General features: G+C 74.1%; 12 protein-coding genes. 3 read left to right on the forward strand and 9 right to left on the reverse strand.

Features of this window, described 5'->3' with window-relative positions; all coding sequences use genetic code 11:
• Positions 1 to 225 precede the first annotated feature (225 nt).
• Both ddaH and rocD read left to right on the forward strand, forming a co-directional pair.
• The gene (ddaH, locus tag ABT008_RS00815; protein ID WP_350693146.1) at positions 226 to 1,035 is read left to right on the forward strand and encodes a dimethylargininase; all 810 of its coding nucleotides are present in this window, start codon (positions 226 to 228) and stop codon (positions 1,033 to 1,035) included.
• Positions 1,032 to 2,246: an ornithine--oxo-acid transaminase gene (gene rocD, locus ABT008_RS00820; RefSeq protein WP_350692518.1), complete on the forward strand. Its 1,215-nt coding sequence runs from the start codon at positions 1,032 to 1,034 to the stop codon at positions 2,244 to 2,246. Before ddaH ends, rocD begins: the two co-directional genes overlap by 4 nt.
• A gap of 131 nt (positions 2,247 to 2,377) precedes the next feature.
• Here the strand turns inward: rocD and ABT008_RS00825 are convergent, their stop codons facing one another.
• The 6 genes from ABT008_RS00825 to ABT008_RS00850 are packed head-to-tail and all read right to left on the reverse strand — an operon-like array spanning position 2,378 to position 9,665.
• A complete protein-coding gene (locus ABT008_RS00825; RefSeq protein ID WP_350692520.1) occupies positions 2,378 to 3,526 on the reverse strand; it encodes an FHA domain-containing protein in 1,149 nt (382 codons plus the stop codon).
• Positions 3,523 to 3,816 carry a 4a-hydroxytetrahydrobiopterin dehydratase gene (locus ABT008_RS00830; protein ID WP_176095131.1) on the reverse strand — a complete coding sequence of 98 codons (294 nt, stop codon included), beginning with the start codon at positions 3,814 to 3,816 and terminating at the stop codon, positions 3,523 to 3,525. Before ABT008_RS00830 ends, ABT008_RS00825 begins: the two co-directional genes overlap by 4 nt.
• Positions 3,817 to 3,873: 57 nt before the next feature.
• Positions 3,874 to 7,440: an SCO7613 C-terminal domain-containing membrane protein gene (locus tag ABT008_RS00835; RefSeq protein WP_350692522.1), complete on the reverse strand. Its 3,567-nt coding sequence runs from the start codon at positions 7,438 to 7,440 to the stop codon at positions 3,874 to 3,876.
• Between the two features lie 48 nt (positions 7,441 to 7,488).
• Positions 7,489 to 7,809 carry a divalent-cation tolerance protein CutA gene (cutA, locus tag ABT008_RS00840; protein ID WP_350692524.1) on the reverse strand — a complete coding sequence of 107 codons (321 nt, stop codon included), beginning with the start codon at positions 7,807 to 7,809 and terminating at the stop codon, positions 7,489 to 7,491.
• A gap of 9 nt (positions 7,810 to 7,818) precedes the next feature.
• Positions 7,819 to 8,835, reverse strand: a complete 1,017-nt coding sequence (locus ABT008_RS00845) for a 1-acyl-sn-glycerol-3-phosphate acyltransferase (protein WP_350692525.1) — start codon at positions 8,833 to 8,835, stop codon at positions 7,819 to 7,821.
• Positions 8,835 to 9,665 (reverse strand): patatin-like phospholipase family protein, encoded by an 831-nt coding sequence (locus ABT008_RS00850; RefSeq protein WP_350692527.1) that lies wholly within the window; start codon positions 9,663 to 9,665, stop codon positions 8,835 to 8,837. Before ABT008_RS00850 ends, ABT008_RS00845 begins: the two co-directional genes overlap by 1 nt.
• 169 nt (positions 9,666 to 9,834) lie before the next feature.
• On the opposite strand from ABT008_RS00850, the gene ABT008_RS00855 reads away from it, so the two are divergent.
• A complete protein-coding gene (locus ABT008_RS00855; RefSeq protein ID WP_350692528.1) occupies positions 9,835 to 11,424 on the forward strand; it encodes a serine/threonine-protein kinase in 1,590 nt (529 codons plus the stop codon).
• Between the two features lie 26 nt (positions 11,425 to 11,450).
• Here the strand turns inward: ABT008_RS00855 and ABT008_RS00860 are convergent, their stop codons facing one another.
• The 3 genes from ABT008_RS00860 to ABT008_RS00870 all read right to left on the reverse strand — a co-directional run bounded on the left by ABT008_RS00860 (position 11,451) and on the right by ABT008_RS00870 (position 15,189).
• Positions 11,451 to 12,512: a glycosyltransferase family 4 protein gene (locus ABT008_RS00860; RefSeq protein WP_350693148.1), complete on the reverse strand. Its 1,062-nt coding sequence runs from the start codon at positions 12,510 to 12,512 to the stop codon at positions 11,451 to 11,453.
• Positions 12,513 to 12,660: 148 nt separating this feature from the next.
• Positions 12,661 to 13,332 (reverse strand): BON domain-containing protein, encoded by a 672-nt coding sequence (locus ABT008_RS00865; protein WP_350692530.1) that lies wholly within the window; start codon positions 13,330 to 13,332, stop codon positions 12,661 to 12,663.
• 180 nt (positions 13,333 to 13,512) lie between these two features.
• Positions 13,513 to 15,189: a trypsin-like peptidase domain-containing protein gene (locus tag ABT008_RS00870; protein WP_350692531.1), complete on the reverse strand. Its 1,677-nt coding sequence runs from the start codon at positions 15,187 to 15,189 to the stop codon at positions 13,513 to 13,515.
• Between the last annotated feature and the right edge of the window lie 59 nt (positions 15,190 to 15,248).

Raw genomic sequence — 15,248 nt, forward strand, 5'->3', positions numbered from 1 at the left:
ACGACCACTCACGGTGAGCGAGGCGAAGGACTCTCGCACAAGGCCGTCGACATGTGGACGCAACGATCCACCACTAGCAAGACCTGAGACGCAACGATCAGCCGCACTGCGCAAGGCTTGGCGGTGGATTATGCGGCTGGCGGGCGCATAACGTTGAGCAACGGCGCCAGCCCGTGGGCCGACGGTGGCCAGGGCGCGCCCGAGCCTGGGAGCAGGACAATGACGATGGACGCCACCAGCCAGCGCTTCCTGATGTGCCGGCCGACGTACTTCGCCGTCGACTATGCGATCAACCCGTGGATGGACCCGACCGCCCCGGTCGACACCGACCGCGCGGTGCGGCAGTGGGAGCGGCTGCGGCAGGTGTACCGCGACCTGGGTCACGTCGTCGAGGAGATCGACCCGCTGCCGGGCCTGCCCGACATGGTCTTCGCTGCCAACGGCGGCACCGTGATCGGTGACCGGGCGATGGCCGTGCAGTTCCGCGACCCGCAGCGCGCCGACGAGGCGCCCGCGTACCGGTCCTGGTTCGAGGCCGCCGGGTTCGACGTGTACGACCCGAAGCACGTCAACGAGGGCGAGGGTGACGTACTGCTCGCCGGGGACGTACTGCTCGCCGGCACCGGCTTCCGGACCGCGCACGCCTCGCACGCGCAGTTGCAGGAGGTGTTCGGCTACCCGGTGGTCACCATGCAGCTCGTCGACCCGCGCTTCTATCACCTGGACACCGCGCTCACCGTGCTCGACGAGCGGACCGTGGCGTACCTGCCGGAGGCGTTCTCCCCCGGCAGCCAGGCGGTGCTACGCCGGCTGTTCCCGGACGCGGTGCACGCCAGCATGGCCGACGCCGAGGTGCTCGGCCTGAACGCGGTCAGCGACGGTCGGCACGTGGTGCTGCCGGAGCAGGCCACCGGCCTGGCCGCGACGTTGCGGGACCGGGGCTACCAGACCATCGGTGTCGATCTGTCCGAGCTGCGTAAGGCCGGCGGTGGCCCGAAGTGCTGCACGTTGCGACTCGGAAAGGCAAGCCAGTGATCGAGGACATGCTGCGGACTCCGGCCGCGGTGCGGGACGCCGAGCGTCACACCGCGCACAACTACCACCCGCTGCCGGTGGTGATCTCCTCTGCCGAGGGTGCCTGGGTCACCGACGTGGACGGTCGGCGGTATCTCGACTGTCTCGCCGGCTACTCGGCGCTGAACTTCGGCCACCGGCACCCGACGCTGATCGCCGCCGCGCACGCCCAGCTCGACCGGTTGACGCTGACCAGCCGGGCTTTCGTGCACGACCAGTTCGCCGACTTCTGCCGGGAACTCGCGGCGCTGTGCGGCAAGGAACTCGTGCTGCCGATGAACACCGGCGCCGAGGCGGTGGAGACCGGCATCAAGGTCGCCCGCAAGTGGGGCTACCAGGTCAAGGGCGTACCGGACGGGCAGGCCACCATCGTGGTCGCGGACGGCAACTTCCACGGCCGGACCACCACCATCGTCAGCTTCTCCACCGACGAGGACGCGCGGGCCGACTTCGGGCCGTACACGCCGGGCTTCCGGATCGTCCCCTACGGCGACCTGGCCGCGCTGGCCGAGGCGGTCGACGAGCACACCGTGGCGGTGCTGCTGGAGCCGATCCAGGGCGAGCAGGGTGTGGTGGTGCCACCGGAGGGCTACCTGGCCGGCGTCCGGCGGCTCTGCGACGAGCGCAGCATGCTGTTCATCGCCGACGAGATCCAGTCCGGCCTCGGCCGCACCGGGGCCACCTTCGCCTGCGAGCAGGAGGGCGTGGTGCCGGACATGTACCTGCTGGGCAAGGCGCTCGGCGGCGGCATCGTGCCGGTCTCCGCGGTGGCCGCCGACGCGGCCGTGCTCGGGGTGCTCAAGCCCGGCCAGCACGGCTCCACGTTCGGCGGCAATCCGCTGGCCTGCGCGGTGGCCACCGAGGTGGTCCGGCTGCTCGCCACCGGGGAGTTCCAGCGGCGCTCGGCCGAGCTGGGCGAGCGGCTGCACGCCGGGCTGCGGGCACTGATCGGCAAGGGCCTGGTCGCGGTACGCGGCCGGGGGCTGTGGGTCGGGCTGGACATCGATCCGGCGCTGATGAGCGGCCGACAGGCGTGCGAGCGGCTGATGGAGCGCGGCGTGCTGGCCAAGGACACCCACGGCTCGACCATCCGCCTCGCCCCGCCGCTGGTGATCACCGAAGAGGAGATCGACCACGCGGTGGCCCAGTTGGCGGCCGTACTGGCCGGCTGACCACCCGCGCGCGGACGCCGACCGCCTCCTCGGCACGCGCACCAGCAACCGACGGCCCGCTCGCGCGGTGGCGGGTCGGGAGCAGAGGGCGGGCGTCGGGACCACGGTCCCGACGCCCGCCGTCGTCTGCGTCAGCGGGGCAGGCGCATCGCCATGGTCGGCGCCTCGGACATCACCGAGTCGGGGTTGTACGGCGCACCCGACGGCAACTCGCTCGGCCGACCGATCTGCACTCCCGGGTACAGCTCGACCATGTCCCCGTTCCCGAGGACGCGGGACTGCTGCGGCGCCAGCGGCAGGCGGTCCGACTCGGCCATCGAGCCGCCCGGCCGGATGCCGGAGCCGTTGGTGCTCACGTCGGTCGCCACCACGTCGCCGCCGCGCAGCTCCAATCGCAGGTGGCTGCGGCTGATCCAGCGGCGGGCCTCGTCGTTGAGCCACTGGCCCAGCATGATCGCGTTGGCGCCCTCCGGAGCGCGGCCGATCGCGACCGGCTGCTCCTCGGTGAGCACGAAGCGACGCCGGATCAGGCCGCCGACGCGTACCGCGAGGACCTCGCTGCGTGGCCGAGGGCCGTCGTCGCGCAGCCGCGTGCCGTGCCGGGGACAGGTGGGTACGCCTCCGCGCAGCGACGGTGGCGGCTGCCCGGTCGGCGCGCGGTCGATCCGGGCCAGGTCGGCGAAGGCACCCCCGCCGCCGGCACCGCCGAAGAGGGTGCAGCCCGACTCGGAGCAGCGCCACTGCCGGGCGAGCAACTGGACACCGGCCGGTGACGGCGGCCCGGTGAGCGGGGTGTGGCCGCCACCGACGTGGGCGATGAAGACCGGCCCACCGGCACCGGGCACCGGGGCGAGCGCCCGGCCCGGCTGATCGACCAGCCAGGGGTACCGCCCGCGCAGGCCGTCGAACCGGACCCGGCTGAGCACCGGCAGGCCGAGCAGGTCGGCCACCTCCAGCATCCGGTCGCCCGGATTGTCCAACACCTCGACCAGGCCGTCGTCGGCCCAGCGGCGGACCACCATCCGCTCGTTGGAGGTCAGGTCGGCGTCGGAGAGCACCCCCCGGTGCACCACCGCGTAGACCGGGACGGTGTCCTCCTCCAGGCTGCGGGCCAGCGCGTCGATGACCATGCCGAGGCGCAGCGTGCTGGCCGGTCGGCCGCCGTCCAGGTCCTGGTAGCGGATGACCTCGGCGAGGTCGATCACCGCGCGGACGAGTTGCGGGTCGGTGCAGACCCGTCCCTCGATCGCGTCCAGGACCTTGCTGATCTCGAACCTCATCGGGCCGCCCCCACGATCTCGTCGATCCGCCGGGCCAGCTCGACGTCGCGCAGGGTGACGCCGCCGGCCGAATGGGTGACACAGCGGAACGTCAGCGTCCGCCACCGGATGTCGATGTCCGGGTGATGATCCAGCTCCTCCGCCACCACGGCGACCCGGTCGACGACCGTGACGGCGGCCGGGAAGCTGGCCAGCTCCACCGTGCGGGTGATCCCGGCGGGGTCTCCCGACCAGTCCGCCAGCCCACCCAGCTCGTTTCGCACCGCCTCGGCGGTGAGCACGTCAGCCATGGCAAGGACCCTACCCGGGCCGTCGGACGGCGGCGCGACCAGCGGCTGCGCCATCGGTCACCCCATCCGGCCCATGGCGTCGCGGAGGCGACCCAGGTCACGGCGGCGGCGTTCGTAGGTGGCGGCGAGGCCGATCAGCGCCAACCCGGCGACGGCCAGGAAGACCCACCGGGGCAGCAGGTCCCAGCTCCGTCCCAGCTCGTGCAGGGCGAGCCGGGCGAGCGTCAACCCACCGAGCACCACCGGCGCCTGCCAGCGACGGACCGCCCCGACCAGCGTGACGACCAGCGCGGCGACACCGAGCAGCAGACGGCGCCACGGCTGGTCGTCGGCGTTGACCAGCAGTGCGGCCAGGCTGGGCAGCAGCAGGGCGACCAGGCCCGGGCCGAGGGCGAGCCAGCTCCGCAACCCCGGCCGGGTACGCATCGCCACCGCACCGAACACGAGCGCCAGCACCGCCGCCGGCACCGTGTACGCCTCCACCACCGTCACCTCGCCGGAGCGCAACAGCAGCCAGACGGCGAACAGTTCGCTGCCACCGGCCACCGCGGCGAAGACCCACCGTCGTCCGGTCGACTCGCCCCGGCGCAGCAGCCGCACACCGACTGCAATGCCCCAGAGCACGCAGATCGTCGCGGCGTGCCGGCCGGCGCCGACGGTGAGCAGCACCGCGACCAGCGCCACTGCCTGCGCGGTGACGTCCAGCACCGATCGGACCGCCGACAGGGCGGCGGCCAGCGCGAGGACCAGCACCGCGACACCGAGCACCGCGAACCCCGCCACCCGCAGCGGCAGCCCGGCGGCCAGCGGGGCGGTGATCGCGAGGCTGGTCGCCGCCGCGACCGCGACCAGCCAGCCGACCAGGCGCACCGCGACCGCCCGGGCGGCCATCCCGACCACCGTCGCCGCCACCACCAGCAGGCCGAGACCGGCCAACGTGCCGGCCCGGACGGCCTGGAGGTTGAGCAGACCGGCGCCGGTCAGCACCAGACCGACGGGCAGACCGGCACCGAGGAACGCGCCGGACCGGCCGCGCAGCGCGGTGACCAGCAACAGGGCCACGCCGCCCAGCAGCGCCGTCGCCGGCACCAGCGGCCAGGGCGCGGCGGCGGCCACCAGCAGCACCTGCCCGGCGGCGGCCACGAACGGCAGCAGCACCGCCACCAGCCGACTCCGACCGGCACGGTCCGCCGGCCAGGTGGCCAGCGCCGCCGCCAGGGCCAGCACGGTCAGCGCCACACCGACCGGCAACGCGCCCGGGGCGGTCACCGTCGACGGCACGCCGGACCACGGGACGGGCGGCGGACCGTACGGGGTGACCAGCGCGGCCACCGTCACCGGGAGCGCCGCCAGCACCGCCACCACGGCCAGTCCCACCCCGGCCACCACCGCCGGAACCGGCGGGCGGGACCGGACCACGGAGACCGCGAGCAGCAGCGCCGCGACCGCCGCGTACACCGTCAGCCGCTCGTCGGCCGGGACCGTCAGCGGCGCGAGGCCGGTCAGCACGGCCGCCACGGCGAGACCGGCCGAGGCGTACGGGTGCAGGTCCGGCCAGAGTCGACGGACCAGGAGTAGCACGACCACCGGCAGCACGAGGGCGGCCAGGGCCGCCCGCGCCTGCCACCACGGCGACGCGCCGGCACCGATCAGCGCGATCGCCGCGCCGGCCGGCACCACCAGCACCGCCAGGGAGGCACCGACGCCGCCGACGACGCGCTGCACCGCACCGCCGCGCCGGCCCAGGACGGCCGCACCGACGCCGACGACCAGGATCACCGCGCAGGCCGCGCCCGCTCCGGCCGGTGCGGCGAGCCCCACCAGCAGACCGTGCCCGAGCAACGCGACACCGGTCAGAGCGGCGGCGGCCGACACCGCACCCCGCATCGCCGGACGGACCACTGCGGCGAGCACCAGCGCAGCCCCCACCGGCAGGTCGAGCAGGACCAGCGCCGGCCACGGCGCGGCCCAGGCGAGTGGTACGGCCAGCGCGGCCAGGCCGACGCCGACCGCCGCGACCGCCGGACGGACCGCCCGAGGCACCAGCCACCCCACCGCGACCGCGACCAGCGCGACCGCCACGGCGACCTGCCAGCCCAGGTCGAAGGTCGGTCCGGACGCAGCCCCCCGCCACGCCGGCACCGACCTGCCCACCGCGATCGCGGCCAGCACCAGGGTCGTCAGCGTGACCAGCAACCCCACCCCGGCGACCACCAGCATCGTGCCCGCCCGGGGACCGGGCCGCCAGGACACCGGCAGCAGCCGCACCGCACCGACCAGCGCCACCGCGACCAGACCCGCCGCCAGCAGCCACACCGGCGGTTGCACCTCGGCGGTGGGCCGGAGCAGCGCGGCGGCCAGTGCCGGCACCAGGAACGCGCCGGCCAGCGCCCGCGCGGTCGGCCCGCCGACCAGCAGCGCCGCCCCGAGCAGGGTGAGCGCCACCAGCAGCATCGGCCCGCCGGCCAGCACCGTGCTGCCGCCCGCCTCGCCGACCAGCAGCGACGCCAGGGCACACCCGGCGGCGAGCAGCAGCGCCACGGCGTACCCGATCCAGGCCGCCATCTCACCGGCGAACCGCAGCCCCGGAGTCGTCGTGGCCCCCTCGCCCGCGACGACCCTCCGACGCCGCAGTGCGACGATCACGGCCAGGTCAATCAGTGCCACCCCGACGCAGGCCACCGCCCACCCGGCCGGTCCCGGCCGGGCCTCGGCGGCCAGCAGCGGCACCACCGGCTGCGCGGTGAGCAGCGCCGCGAACCACGGCACGGTCAGCCGGCTGGCCAGGGCGTACCCGGCGGCCACCCCGGTCGCGACCAGCGCGACCAGTCCCGCGTACCGGCTGCTCGGCCAGCCGGAGACACCGAACAGGTCCACCGTCCAGGCGGCGTACCCGTCGAGCACCACCAGCAGCAGGCCGACGGCGGCGAACGTCTCGGCGGTGCTGTACAGCCGACGCCAGCGGGCGACGAACGGCACGGTGAGCATCAGCGCGGTGATCGCCAGCAGGATCAACGCCCGGCCGGGTACCCCGACCGACGCCCAGGCGACGGCGGTGAACACCGTCGCCGCGGTGCCGAGCAGCAGGCCACCGAGGATGAAGAGCAGGTTCTGCACCGTCTTGGTGGAGGTCTCCGCCCCGCCCGGCCCGGTGGCGTTCGCGGCCGGCAGCGCCGGAACCGGCGTCCACCCGGCCCCGGGCACCTGTCCACCGGGCACCTGTCCACCGGGCACCTGTCCCGGCGGGATCGGGCCGCCGGGGACCGCGCCACCAGGAATCGGGCCGCCGGGGATCGGAGCCCGGGGTGCGATCCACGGAGCCGACGCGGTCGGGGCCGCCGCAGCGACCGGTACGCTCGGCCGACCCGCCACCGGACCCGCCGGGAACTCGGCGCGTACGGCGGCGGCCAGCTCGGCCCGACGACGACGGACCGCCGACAGCCGACCGGTCAACCCCTCGAACGCCTGACGGGCCCGTTGCACCTCGCCGCCGAGCACGACGATCTCCCGGTCGAGCCGGATCACCTCGGCGGCGGCGGCGTGCGGCGGGCGACCGCAACCGGTGCAGCCGGAGCTGAGAGTCGCCGGTGCGCCGCAGGCCGGGCAGGGGTAGCCGTTGTCCACGAGGTCATCCTTTACGGGCGACCCCCACCGGCACCAGAGTGCGCGTACTCAGGCTCGGGTGTGCTCGAACACCCAGGTCGCGTACGCCGGGTCGCCGCAGTCCACCCGGCTGACCAGGATCTCCGGCACCTCGTACGGATGGCTGGTGCGGATCTGCTCCACCAGCGCGTCGACCCGGTCCGGCGCGGTCTTGAACTGCACCGACCACTCGGTGCTCGTCTCCACCCCGGAACGCCACCAGTAGGTGCTCTCCACCTGGCCGCCCACCTGGGCACAGGCCGCCAGTCGACCGGCCACTGCGGCGGCGGCCAGCAGATCGGCGACCGACCGCGCGTCCACCACCGTCGTCACCACGCTGATCTGGTCCATCCCGGAACCCTACGCGGCGTCGTCGCGATTGGCCGCGATCCACTCGTCTATCCGACTCCACCAGTCGTACAGCCAGTCGATGCGTTCCTGCCGGCCGGCCGGGATCTCCTCCGGCGGCACCGACCAGAACCGCATCACCAGCCGCTTGTCCATCGGCAGCTCGCGCCACACGTCGGCGACGGTGAGCATCCGGTCCAGCCCGGTGTGCGCCACGAAGATCACTCCGGCGTCCGGGGCCGCGTCCAGCGCCGCCAGCAGTCCGCCGGGCTGCGGGGCGAGCACGTGCCGCATCGCCTCGGCCTTGGCCGCCATCCGCTCGTGGCCACGGTCCCGCAGCCGGGCGATGGCGCGCAGTCGCCGCTTCGGGGTGAAGTTGCCGCCCTCGGGGAAGATCACGAAGGCGTCGTCGTCGTCCAGGTCGACGGCGAGGTGTCCGATCTGCTCGGTGAGCGAGCCCCGGCCCTCGCGCCCGGGCGCGATGAACCGGCTCGGCAGCCGGTTGAGCAGCACGTCGATCGCCGGGTCCCACTGAAGGGTGTCCTTGAGCACGATGCGCGGCTCCCGCTGGAACCAGTTCACCAGCGCGTGGATCAGGATGAACGAGTCACCCGGACCGGCGTGCCGGCAGACCACCAGCTCGGGGCGGCCGGGCAGCGCGGTGTCCGGGTCGGTGCCGACCACGTCGATGGTCAGTCGCAGCGTCCAGTTCGCCTGCCAGAACAGCACCCGCAGGAACCAGCCCGCCAGCACGTAGTGGGCGCGCTGGAAGGCCGGTGAGCCGACCCGCCAGCCGAAACCGGAGGCCACCCAGAGCCCGAAGAGGCAGAGCAGCGCCGCCGCGTCCCAGACGAGGTAGCAGAAGCCGATCCAGAGCACCCGCAGCGGACGCAGCCGCCCCGGCACGAAGGGGGACACGGCCAGAGCCAGCAGGGCCCACACCGGCACGGTGGTCACCAGCAGGAACACCAGCAACACCACGCCCGGCGCCAGCAGCAGGCGGCGGACCCACCGGTGCGGTAGCGGCATCAACGCTCCAGATTCGCCAGGTAGTGCCGGGAGGCCGAGTAGGCGCGGCTGATCCGCCGCCCCACCGCCGCCATGTCCCGGTACGCCCACGGGGTGTCGTCGCGCGGTTCCAGTCCACCGGTCGGCAGCACGTGCACCTCCACCCCGTCGGGCAGGGCGGCCATCTCCCGGGCGAACCGGTGCCGACGGGCGATCTCGAAGGCCACCTGGGCGATCTCCCAGGGCCGCCGGGGCGGTGCCAGCGCCCGTTCGATCCGTCCCACCTGGAGGACGAAGATGCGGCCCGCGCCGGCCACCACCGCCTCGCCGATCGGGATCGAGTTGACGATGCCCCCGTCGACGTAGTGCTGGTCGCCGATCCGGGCCGGCGGCAGCAGCCCCGGCACCGACGCGGAGGCGAGGACGGCGGGCACCACCGCCCCGCTGACGAACCAGTGCTCGGCGGCCCGCTCGATGTTGGCGGCGCAGCAGCGGAACGGGATCTGGAGGTCGGCGAAGGTGGTCTCCGCACCCAGCTCGCTCTCCAGCAGCTTGCGCAGTGGCCGGGGCGAGTGCAGGTGGGTACGCGCCGCGAAGCGCCGCAGTTGCCGGGCCACCGAGTCGCCGTACACCTCGCTGGCCTCGGGGGACGCCCAGAGGCGTACCAGTCGGTCGGTCACCGCCTCGGTCGGGTCGGCGGCCACGAGCGCGCCGTTGACCGCCCCGATGGAGGTGCCGAGGACCATGTCCGGGCGGATCCCGGCGCGGAACAGGGCACGCAGCATGCCCACCTCGACCGCGCCGAGGACGCCACCGCCCCCGAGCACGAACGCCACCGGTCCCCGAGCCATGCCGTTCATCCTGGCACGTCCGTGCCGTACCCCGTTCACCCCGGCACAGCCGGCACCCCTGCGTACGCACCGTGTCGGATCCGGTACGGGCAGCCCGGTGGACCGTTGACAGGGCGGCAACATTCGCGCAACCTGATACCGCTCCCACCTATGAGGGCAGGTGCGATCCGTGAAGCCAGCACTGCAGCCCGGCCGGTTGCTGGCCACCCGTTACCGGCTGATCGACCAGATCGGTGCCGGTGGCATGTCGGTGATCTGGCGGGCCCACGACGAGGTGCTCGACCGGATGGTCGCGCTCAAGGTGCTCGCCCCGTCGCTGGCGGCCGACGCCCGGTTCCGCGACATGGTGCGCGAGGAGGCCCGGGCCGCCGCCGCGCTGGTGCACCCGCACGTGACGTCGGTGCACGACTACGGCGAGACCGTGTCGCCGGACGGCTCCATCACGTCGTTCGTGGTGATGGAGCTGCTCACCGGCGAGGAACTGGAGTTCCGGCTCACCGAGGGGCCGCTGCCGTGGCCCGAGGCGGTGGAGATCGGCGCGCAGGTCGCCGACGCGCTCGCCGCCGCGCACCGGCTCGGCATCGTGCACCGGGACGTCACCACCGCCAACGTGATGATGACGCACGTCGGCGCCAAGGTGCTGGACTTCGGCATCGCCACCCGCATCGGCGCCCCCGACGACGACGAGGACGGCGCCACCTTCGGTACCCCGGCCTACGTGGCCCCGGAACGGCTGGACGGCGCGCCGACCCAACCCGCCACCGACGTCTACTCGCTCGGAGTGCTGCTCCACGAGATGCTGACCGGTCGGGTGCCGTACCCGGCGGACACCTGGGACGAGCTCAGCCTCGCGCTGGCCGACGGGGCACCGCCCACCCTGGACGGTGTGCCGGGGCTACCCCCGATGGTGGCCCAGGTCTGCCTGCGCTGTCTGTCCCGCGAACCGGCCGACCGGCCCACCGCCCGCCAGGTGGCCACCGTGCTGCGCGACCAGATGCTCCCGGCCGACCCACAGGCCACCACCATGCTCGCCCCCACCGTCACGCTTCCCGCGCTGACCCAGGCCCGGGCCACCGCCGCCGTCGGTCCGGCCCACCACACCATCGCCGGGCCGGTCGTTCCCGGCACCGGCGGAGCGGCCGGGGCCCCGACGACGGCCACGGCGGCCGGCGAACACGCACCGAGCGGACCCCGGCCGGGAACGCGATCCCCCGGCGACGACGCCCCGACCGCCCCTCGACGACGGCTGCTGCGACCGGCGGTCCTGGTGCCGGCAGCGATCCTGGTGCTCGGAGCGGCGCTGCTGGTCCCGGCGCTGCTGCCGGAGGGCGACGAGCCGCCCGCCGCGCTGCCCACCCCACAGCCGAGCGCGTCGGCCGGGCCGACCGGGCCCGACGACACCCCCAGCGAGCAACCACCCGTGGCACCGCCGATCACCTCGGCCGCACCGCCCCCGACCAGCGCCGCGCCCACCCGACCGAGCCGGCCGGACACCCTGGTCGAGGCCGCGAACCGGCTCGACCGGGTGATCGGCGCCGGTCTCGCCGACGGCGGCATCCGCGACGACGTCGCCCTCGACCTGCGCAACGAGCTACGCAACCTCACCCGGGCCGTGGCCGAGGGCAACGGCGAACTGGGGCCCGAGGTGGCCCGGCTCCGCGAGAAGGTGGCCACCCGGCTCCGCGAGGAGGGACTGAGCCCGGCGTACGCACGGCAACTCGACGCGGCGATCACCGCGCTCGGTGCCGCGCAGGTCTAGAGCGTGCGGGTCCAGGCCGTGCGGGTTTAGGCCGGGGTGACCCGAGCCGGTTCGCGGATCGCGGTACGCGGCGTGGCCGCCGCCAGGAACCGGCGGTACACCTCCTCGTAGCCGGCTGCCATCCGCTCCACCGAGAAGGTCCCGGCCACGTGCGCCACGCAGTCCGCCGGGTCCAGCCGAGGTGCCTCGCGCAGCGCCGCCGGCAACTCCTCCGGACGCTCGCAGATCAACCCGGTCACCCCGGGCCGGACCAGCTCCGGCACCGCGCCCCGGCGCAACGCCACCACCGGCGTACCGGTGGCCATCGCCTCCAGCATCACGATGCCGAAGGGCTCCTCCCACTGGATCGGCATGATCAGGCAGGACGCCTCGACCAGCAGCCGCAACGCGGCCTCCCGATCGGCGTCGCGCACCACCGTGACGTCCGGGCCGAGCAGCGGCCGGACCACCTCGTCGAAGTAGCGCTGCTCGGCCGGCTCGCTGCACTTACCGGCCAGCACCAGCGGCAGGCCGGCCTCCCGGCAGGCGCGGATGGCCAGGTCCGGCCCCTTGTCCGGGCTGAACCGGGCGAGCCACAGCACCGGCCCGTCACCGGGTGCGCTCTTACGCGGGAACCCGCCGACCTCCATCGCGTTGTGCACCGTGCCGACCCAGGGCAGTCGCGGGTTCAGCCGCCGCTGGGCGTGCGAGATGGCGACCAGGCCGACGCCCTGGTCGGTGTCGCTGAGCACGGTGCCGTACTCGCCCACCGGGTTGCCGTGCACGGTCGCCACGGTGGGCACCGCGCGGCGACCGGCGACCAGCGGACCGATCGTGGTGTGGTCGTGCACGACGTCGAAATCGGCCGCGCTGACCAGATGGTTCACCCGGGCCAGGTGGGCCAGTTCGGGCAGCGACTCGCCGAGCCGGTCGTACTGCAACTCGTCGAGGGTCGCGAGGAAGTCGCCCGCGGTGCCGCTCTCCGCGCCCGCGCCCATCAGGGTCACCGCATGTCCCCGGTCGACCAGAGCGTCCACCAGGCCCGCCACCACCTGCTCCAACCCGCCGTACCCGGGCGGAGGCACGGACAGCCAGGGTGGCACCACCATCGCGATCCGTAGTCGGCGTTCCCAGGGAACCTTGTCGGCCACGAGCCCTCCCCGTCCGTCTCCGCTGGCCCCTGTCCCCGGTACGGCGGGCGGGGATCGAAGCGGTTTCCCGGTGCCGCCGCCGGCAAACGGGACACCACATCGCGGCTCAGCCGCCCACGAGCAGTTCGTCGCGTACCACCGACACGCCCTCGGTCGACCAGGCCATCCGTTCCGCCTGGTCGCGTTCCCACCAGGACCGCACCACCCCGGTCAGGGTCACCGTGTCGCCGCTGACCTGCACGGTCACGCGTTCCGTGCCGATACCGCGCAGCAGGGCACGTTGCACGTCGCGGCGTACCCGGTCGGCGTCGGGCGGGGCGGCGGGCCGCACCTCGACCAGGTTGGTCAGCCCGCGTACGCCCCGCAGCCGGCGCAGCTCCCGCTCGGCGGTACGCCGTTGCCACCCGAACTCCACCTCGCCGCGCAGCATCAGCCAACCGGCGGCGACGGTGACGTCCAGCCGTTCGGCCGGCACGAAGCTGTTCCACTCCAACGCCCGGGCGGCCGCGATCGCCAGTTCGCCGTCGGTGATCCCGTCCGGCCCGGCGGGGTGCACCTCGATCTCGTCGGCGACGGCACGTACGCCGCGTACCCGTCGGGCCGCGCCGACCGCCGCCCACCTGTGGGCCGCGCTGTCCACCGCACCGGTCAGCGTCACCACCCCGTCGTGCACGGTCACCCCGAGGTCGGTCCCGCGGACCCGTGGGTCCCAGTCGAGTTCGTCGAGTACGTCCCGTTGGACCCGGTCGTCGGTCCGGGCCGTCGCTGCCGTGGTCATGGCTCCCCCCGTCCGCCTGACCTGCTCTCGCATCGCCGAGGTTGCCCGCGCACCGGGTGAGTGCGGGTCACCCGATGCGGGTGAACCGTCCCGAGCGGGAAAAGAGGGGCGGCGGGTGGCGCGGCCAACCCCCTTGGCCGCGCCACCCGCCGCCCCGGAGGGAGGAAGCAGGTCCTTGCGTCAGGACGCCTCGGCGAGCGTGACAGTCACCGTCGCCTCGGTGCCGTTTCGTACGTAGGCCACCTCGACCTGGTCACCGACCTTGCCGGCCTGCACGGCCCCGACCAGGTCGGTGGAGTCGTTGATCGGCTTGTCGCCGAAGCGGATGATCACGTCGCCCTGTTGCAGACCGGCCCGCTCGGCGGCACCGCCCGGAAGCAGGGACCCGACCATCGCACCGCCGCCGGGCGCGGCGTTCACGCTCACCCCGAGCGACGGGTGACTGATCTTCTCGCCGCGTCGCAGCTTGTCCGTGACGTCCTTGGCCTTGTTGCTGGGGATCGCGAAGCCCACGCCGATGTTGCCGGAACTGCCCTGCCCGGCGGTGGCGATGGCGGTGTTGATGCCGATCACCTCGCCCCGAGTGTTGACCAGCGCACCGCCGGAGTTACCGGGGTTGATCGGCGCGTCGGTCTGCAACAGCCCGGAGATCGAGCTGGCCGACTGGCCGGGCTGGCCGCTGCCCGCCTGGATGGTGCGGTCCCGGGCGCTGAGGATGCCGGCCGTCACCGAGCCCTGGAGGCCGAGCGGGCTGCCCAGCGCGAGCACCGTGTCGCCGACCTGCATGGCGTCGCTGTCGCCGAACTTGGCGGCCTGGAGGTCGTTGACCCCGCCCGCCTTTAGCACCGCCAGGTCGGTCTTCGGGTCGGTGCCGACGATCTCGGCCCGCGCGGTGGTGCCGTTGGCGAAGATCACCCGGACGTTGTCGCCGCCGTTGGCGATGACGTGGTTGTTGGTCAGGACGAAGCCGTCGGCGCTGAGCACCACGCCGGAGCCCTCGCCGCTGCCGGTACTGATCGAGACCACGCTGTCCTGCACGGACGCGGCGATACGCGGCAGGTCGGCGCCGTCGATCACCGGCGCGGCGGAGAAGGTACGGGTCACGCCTCCGTCACCGTTGAGTGCCAGCGCGAGCGTCCCGCCGGCCACCCCGCTGCCGAGCATCAACGCGAACACCGCCACACCGGCACCGATGAACTTGGCGACCCGGCCCGGCTTGGACGCCTGCGGCGGAGTCGGTCCCCACGGCGCGGGCTGCCCCGGGTAACCGCCGGACGTTCCCGGCTGACCGGGGTAGCCCGGATGCCCGGAGGTGCCGCTCTGGGTGCCGCCGCTCCAGCTCGACTGGTTCGGGTACCACGACGCGCCGGAGTATCCGGCACCGGACTGGCCGTAGCCGGGCTGACTGCCGTACCCGGACTGGCCGGGCTGGCCGCCGTAGCCCGACTGGCCGGACTGGCTGCCGTATGCGGACTGCCCGCCGTATCCGGACTGGCCGCCGTAACCGGACTGCGCGGCGTATCCGGCGCCGTAGCCGGGTTGGGCGGAGACCGGCTGGCCGGGCTGGTGCGGTTGCCCGCTCGACGGCGACCAGGTGGGTCGACCGGAGGCCGGCGGAGCCGATCCGGCGGTGGGCAGGCCGGTCATCGTGGGCTCGTTCTCCTGCCCACCGGTGCCCGGCGCGTCGACCGCCCGGACCGGGACGGTCGGCGCCTCGGCGGTCCGGTCGGCGCCGCCGCCGGACGCCGGGAGGGAGGGGGAGTCGGTCCGCGCGTACTCGGCGCGGGACAGCTCGGGATTCGACGGCTCGGCGTCGGTCGGTGCCGGCCGGCGCGGGTCGGACTCGTACTCGCTCATGCCTCTACCTTTACCCATCGCACTGCGATCCGCCTTAGCCGGGCCTGAGCGTTCGCTGA

The organism is Micromonospora sp. NPDC002389 (assembly GCF_040296095.1).
Taxonomy (GTDB): domain Bacteria; phylum Actinomycetota; class Actinomycetes; order Mycobacteriales; family Micromonosporaceae; genus Micromonospora.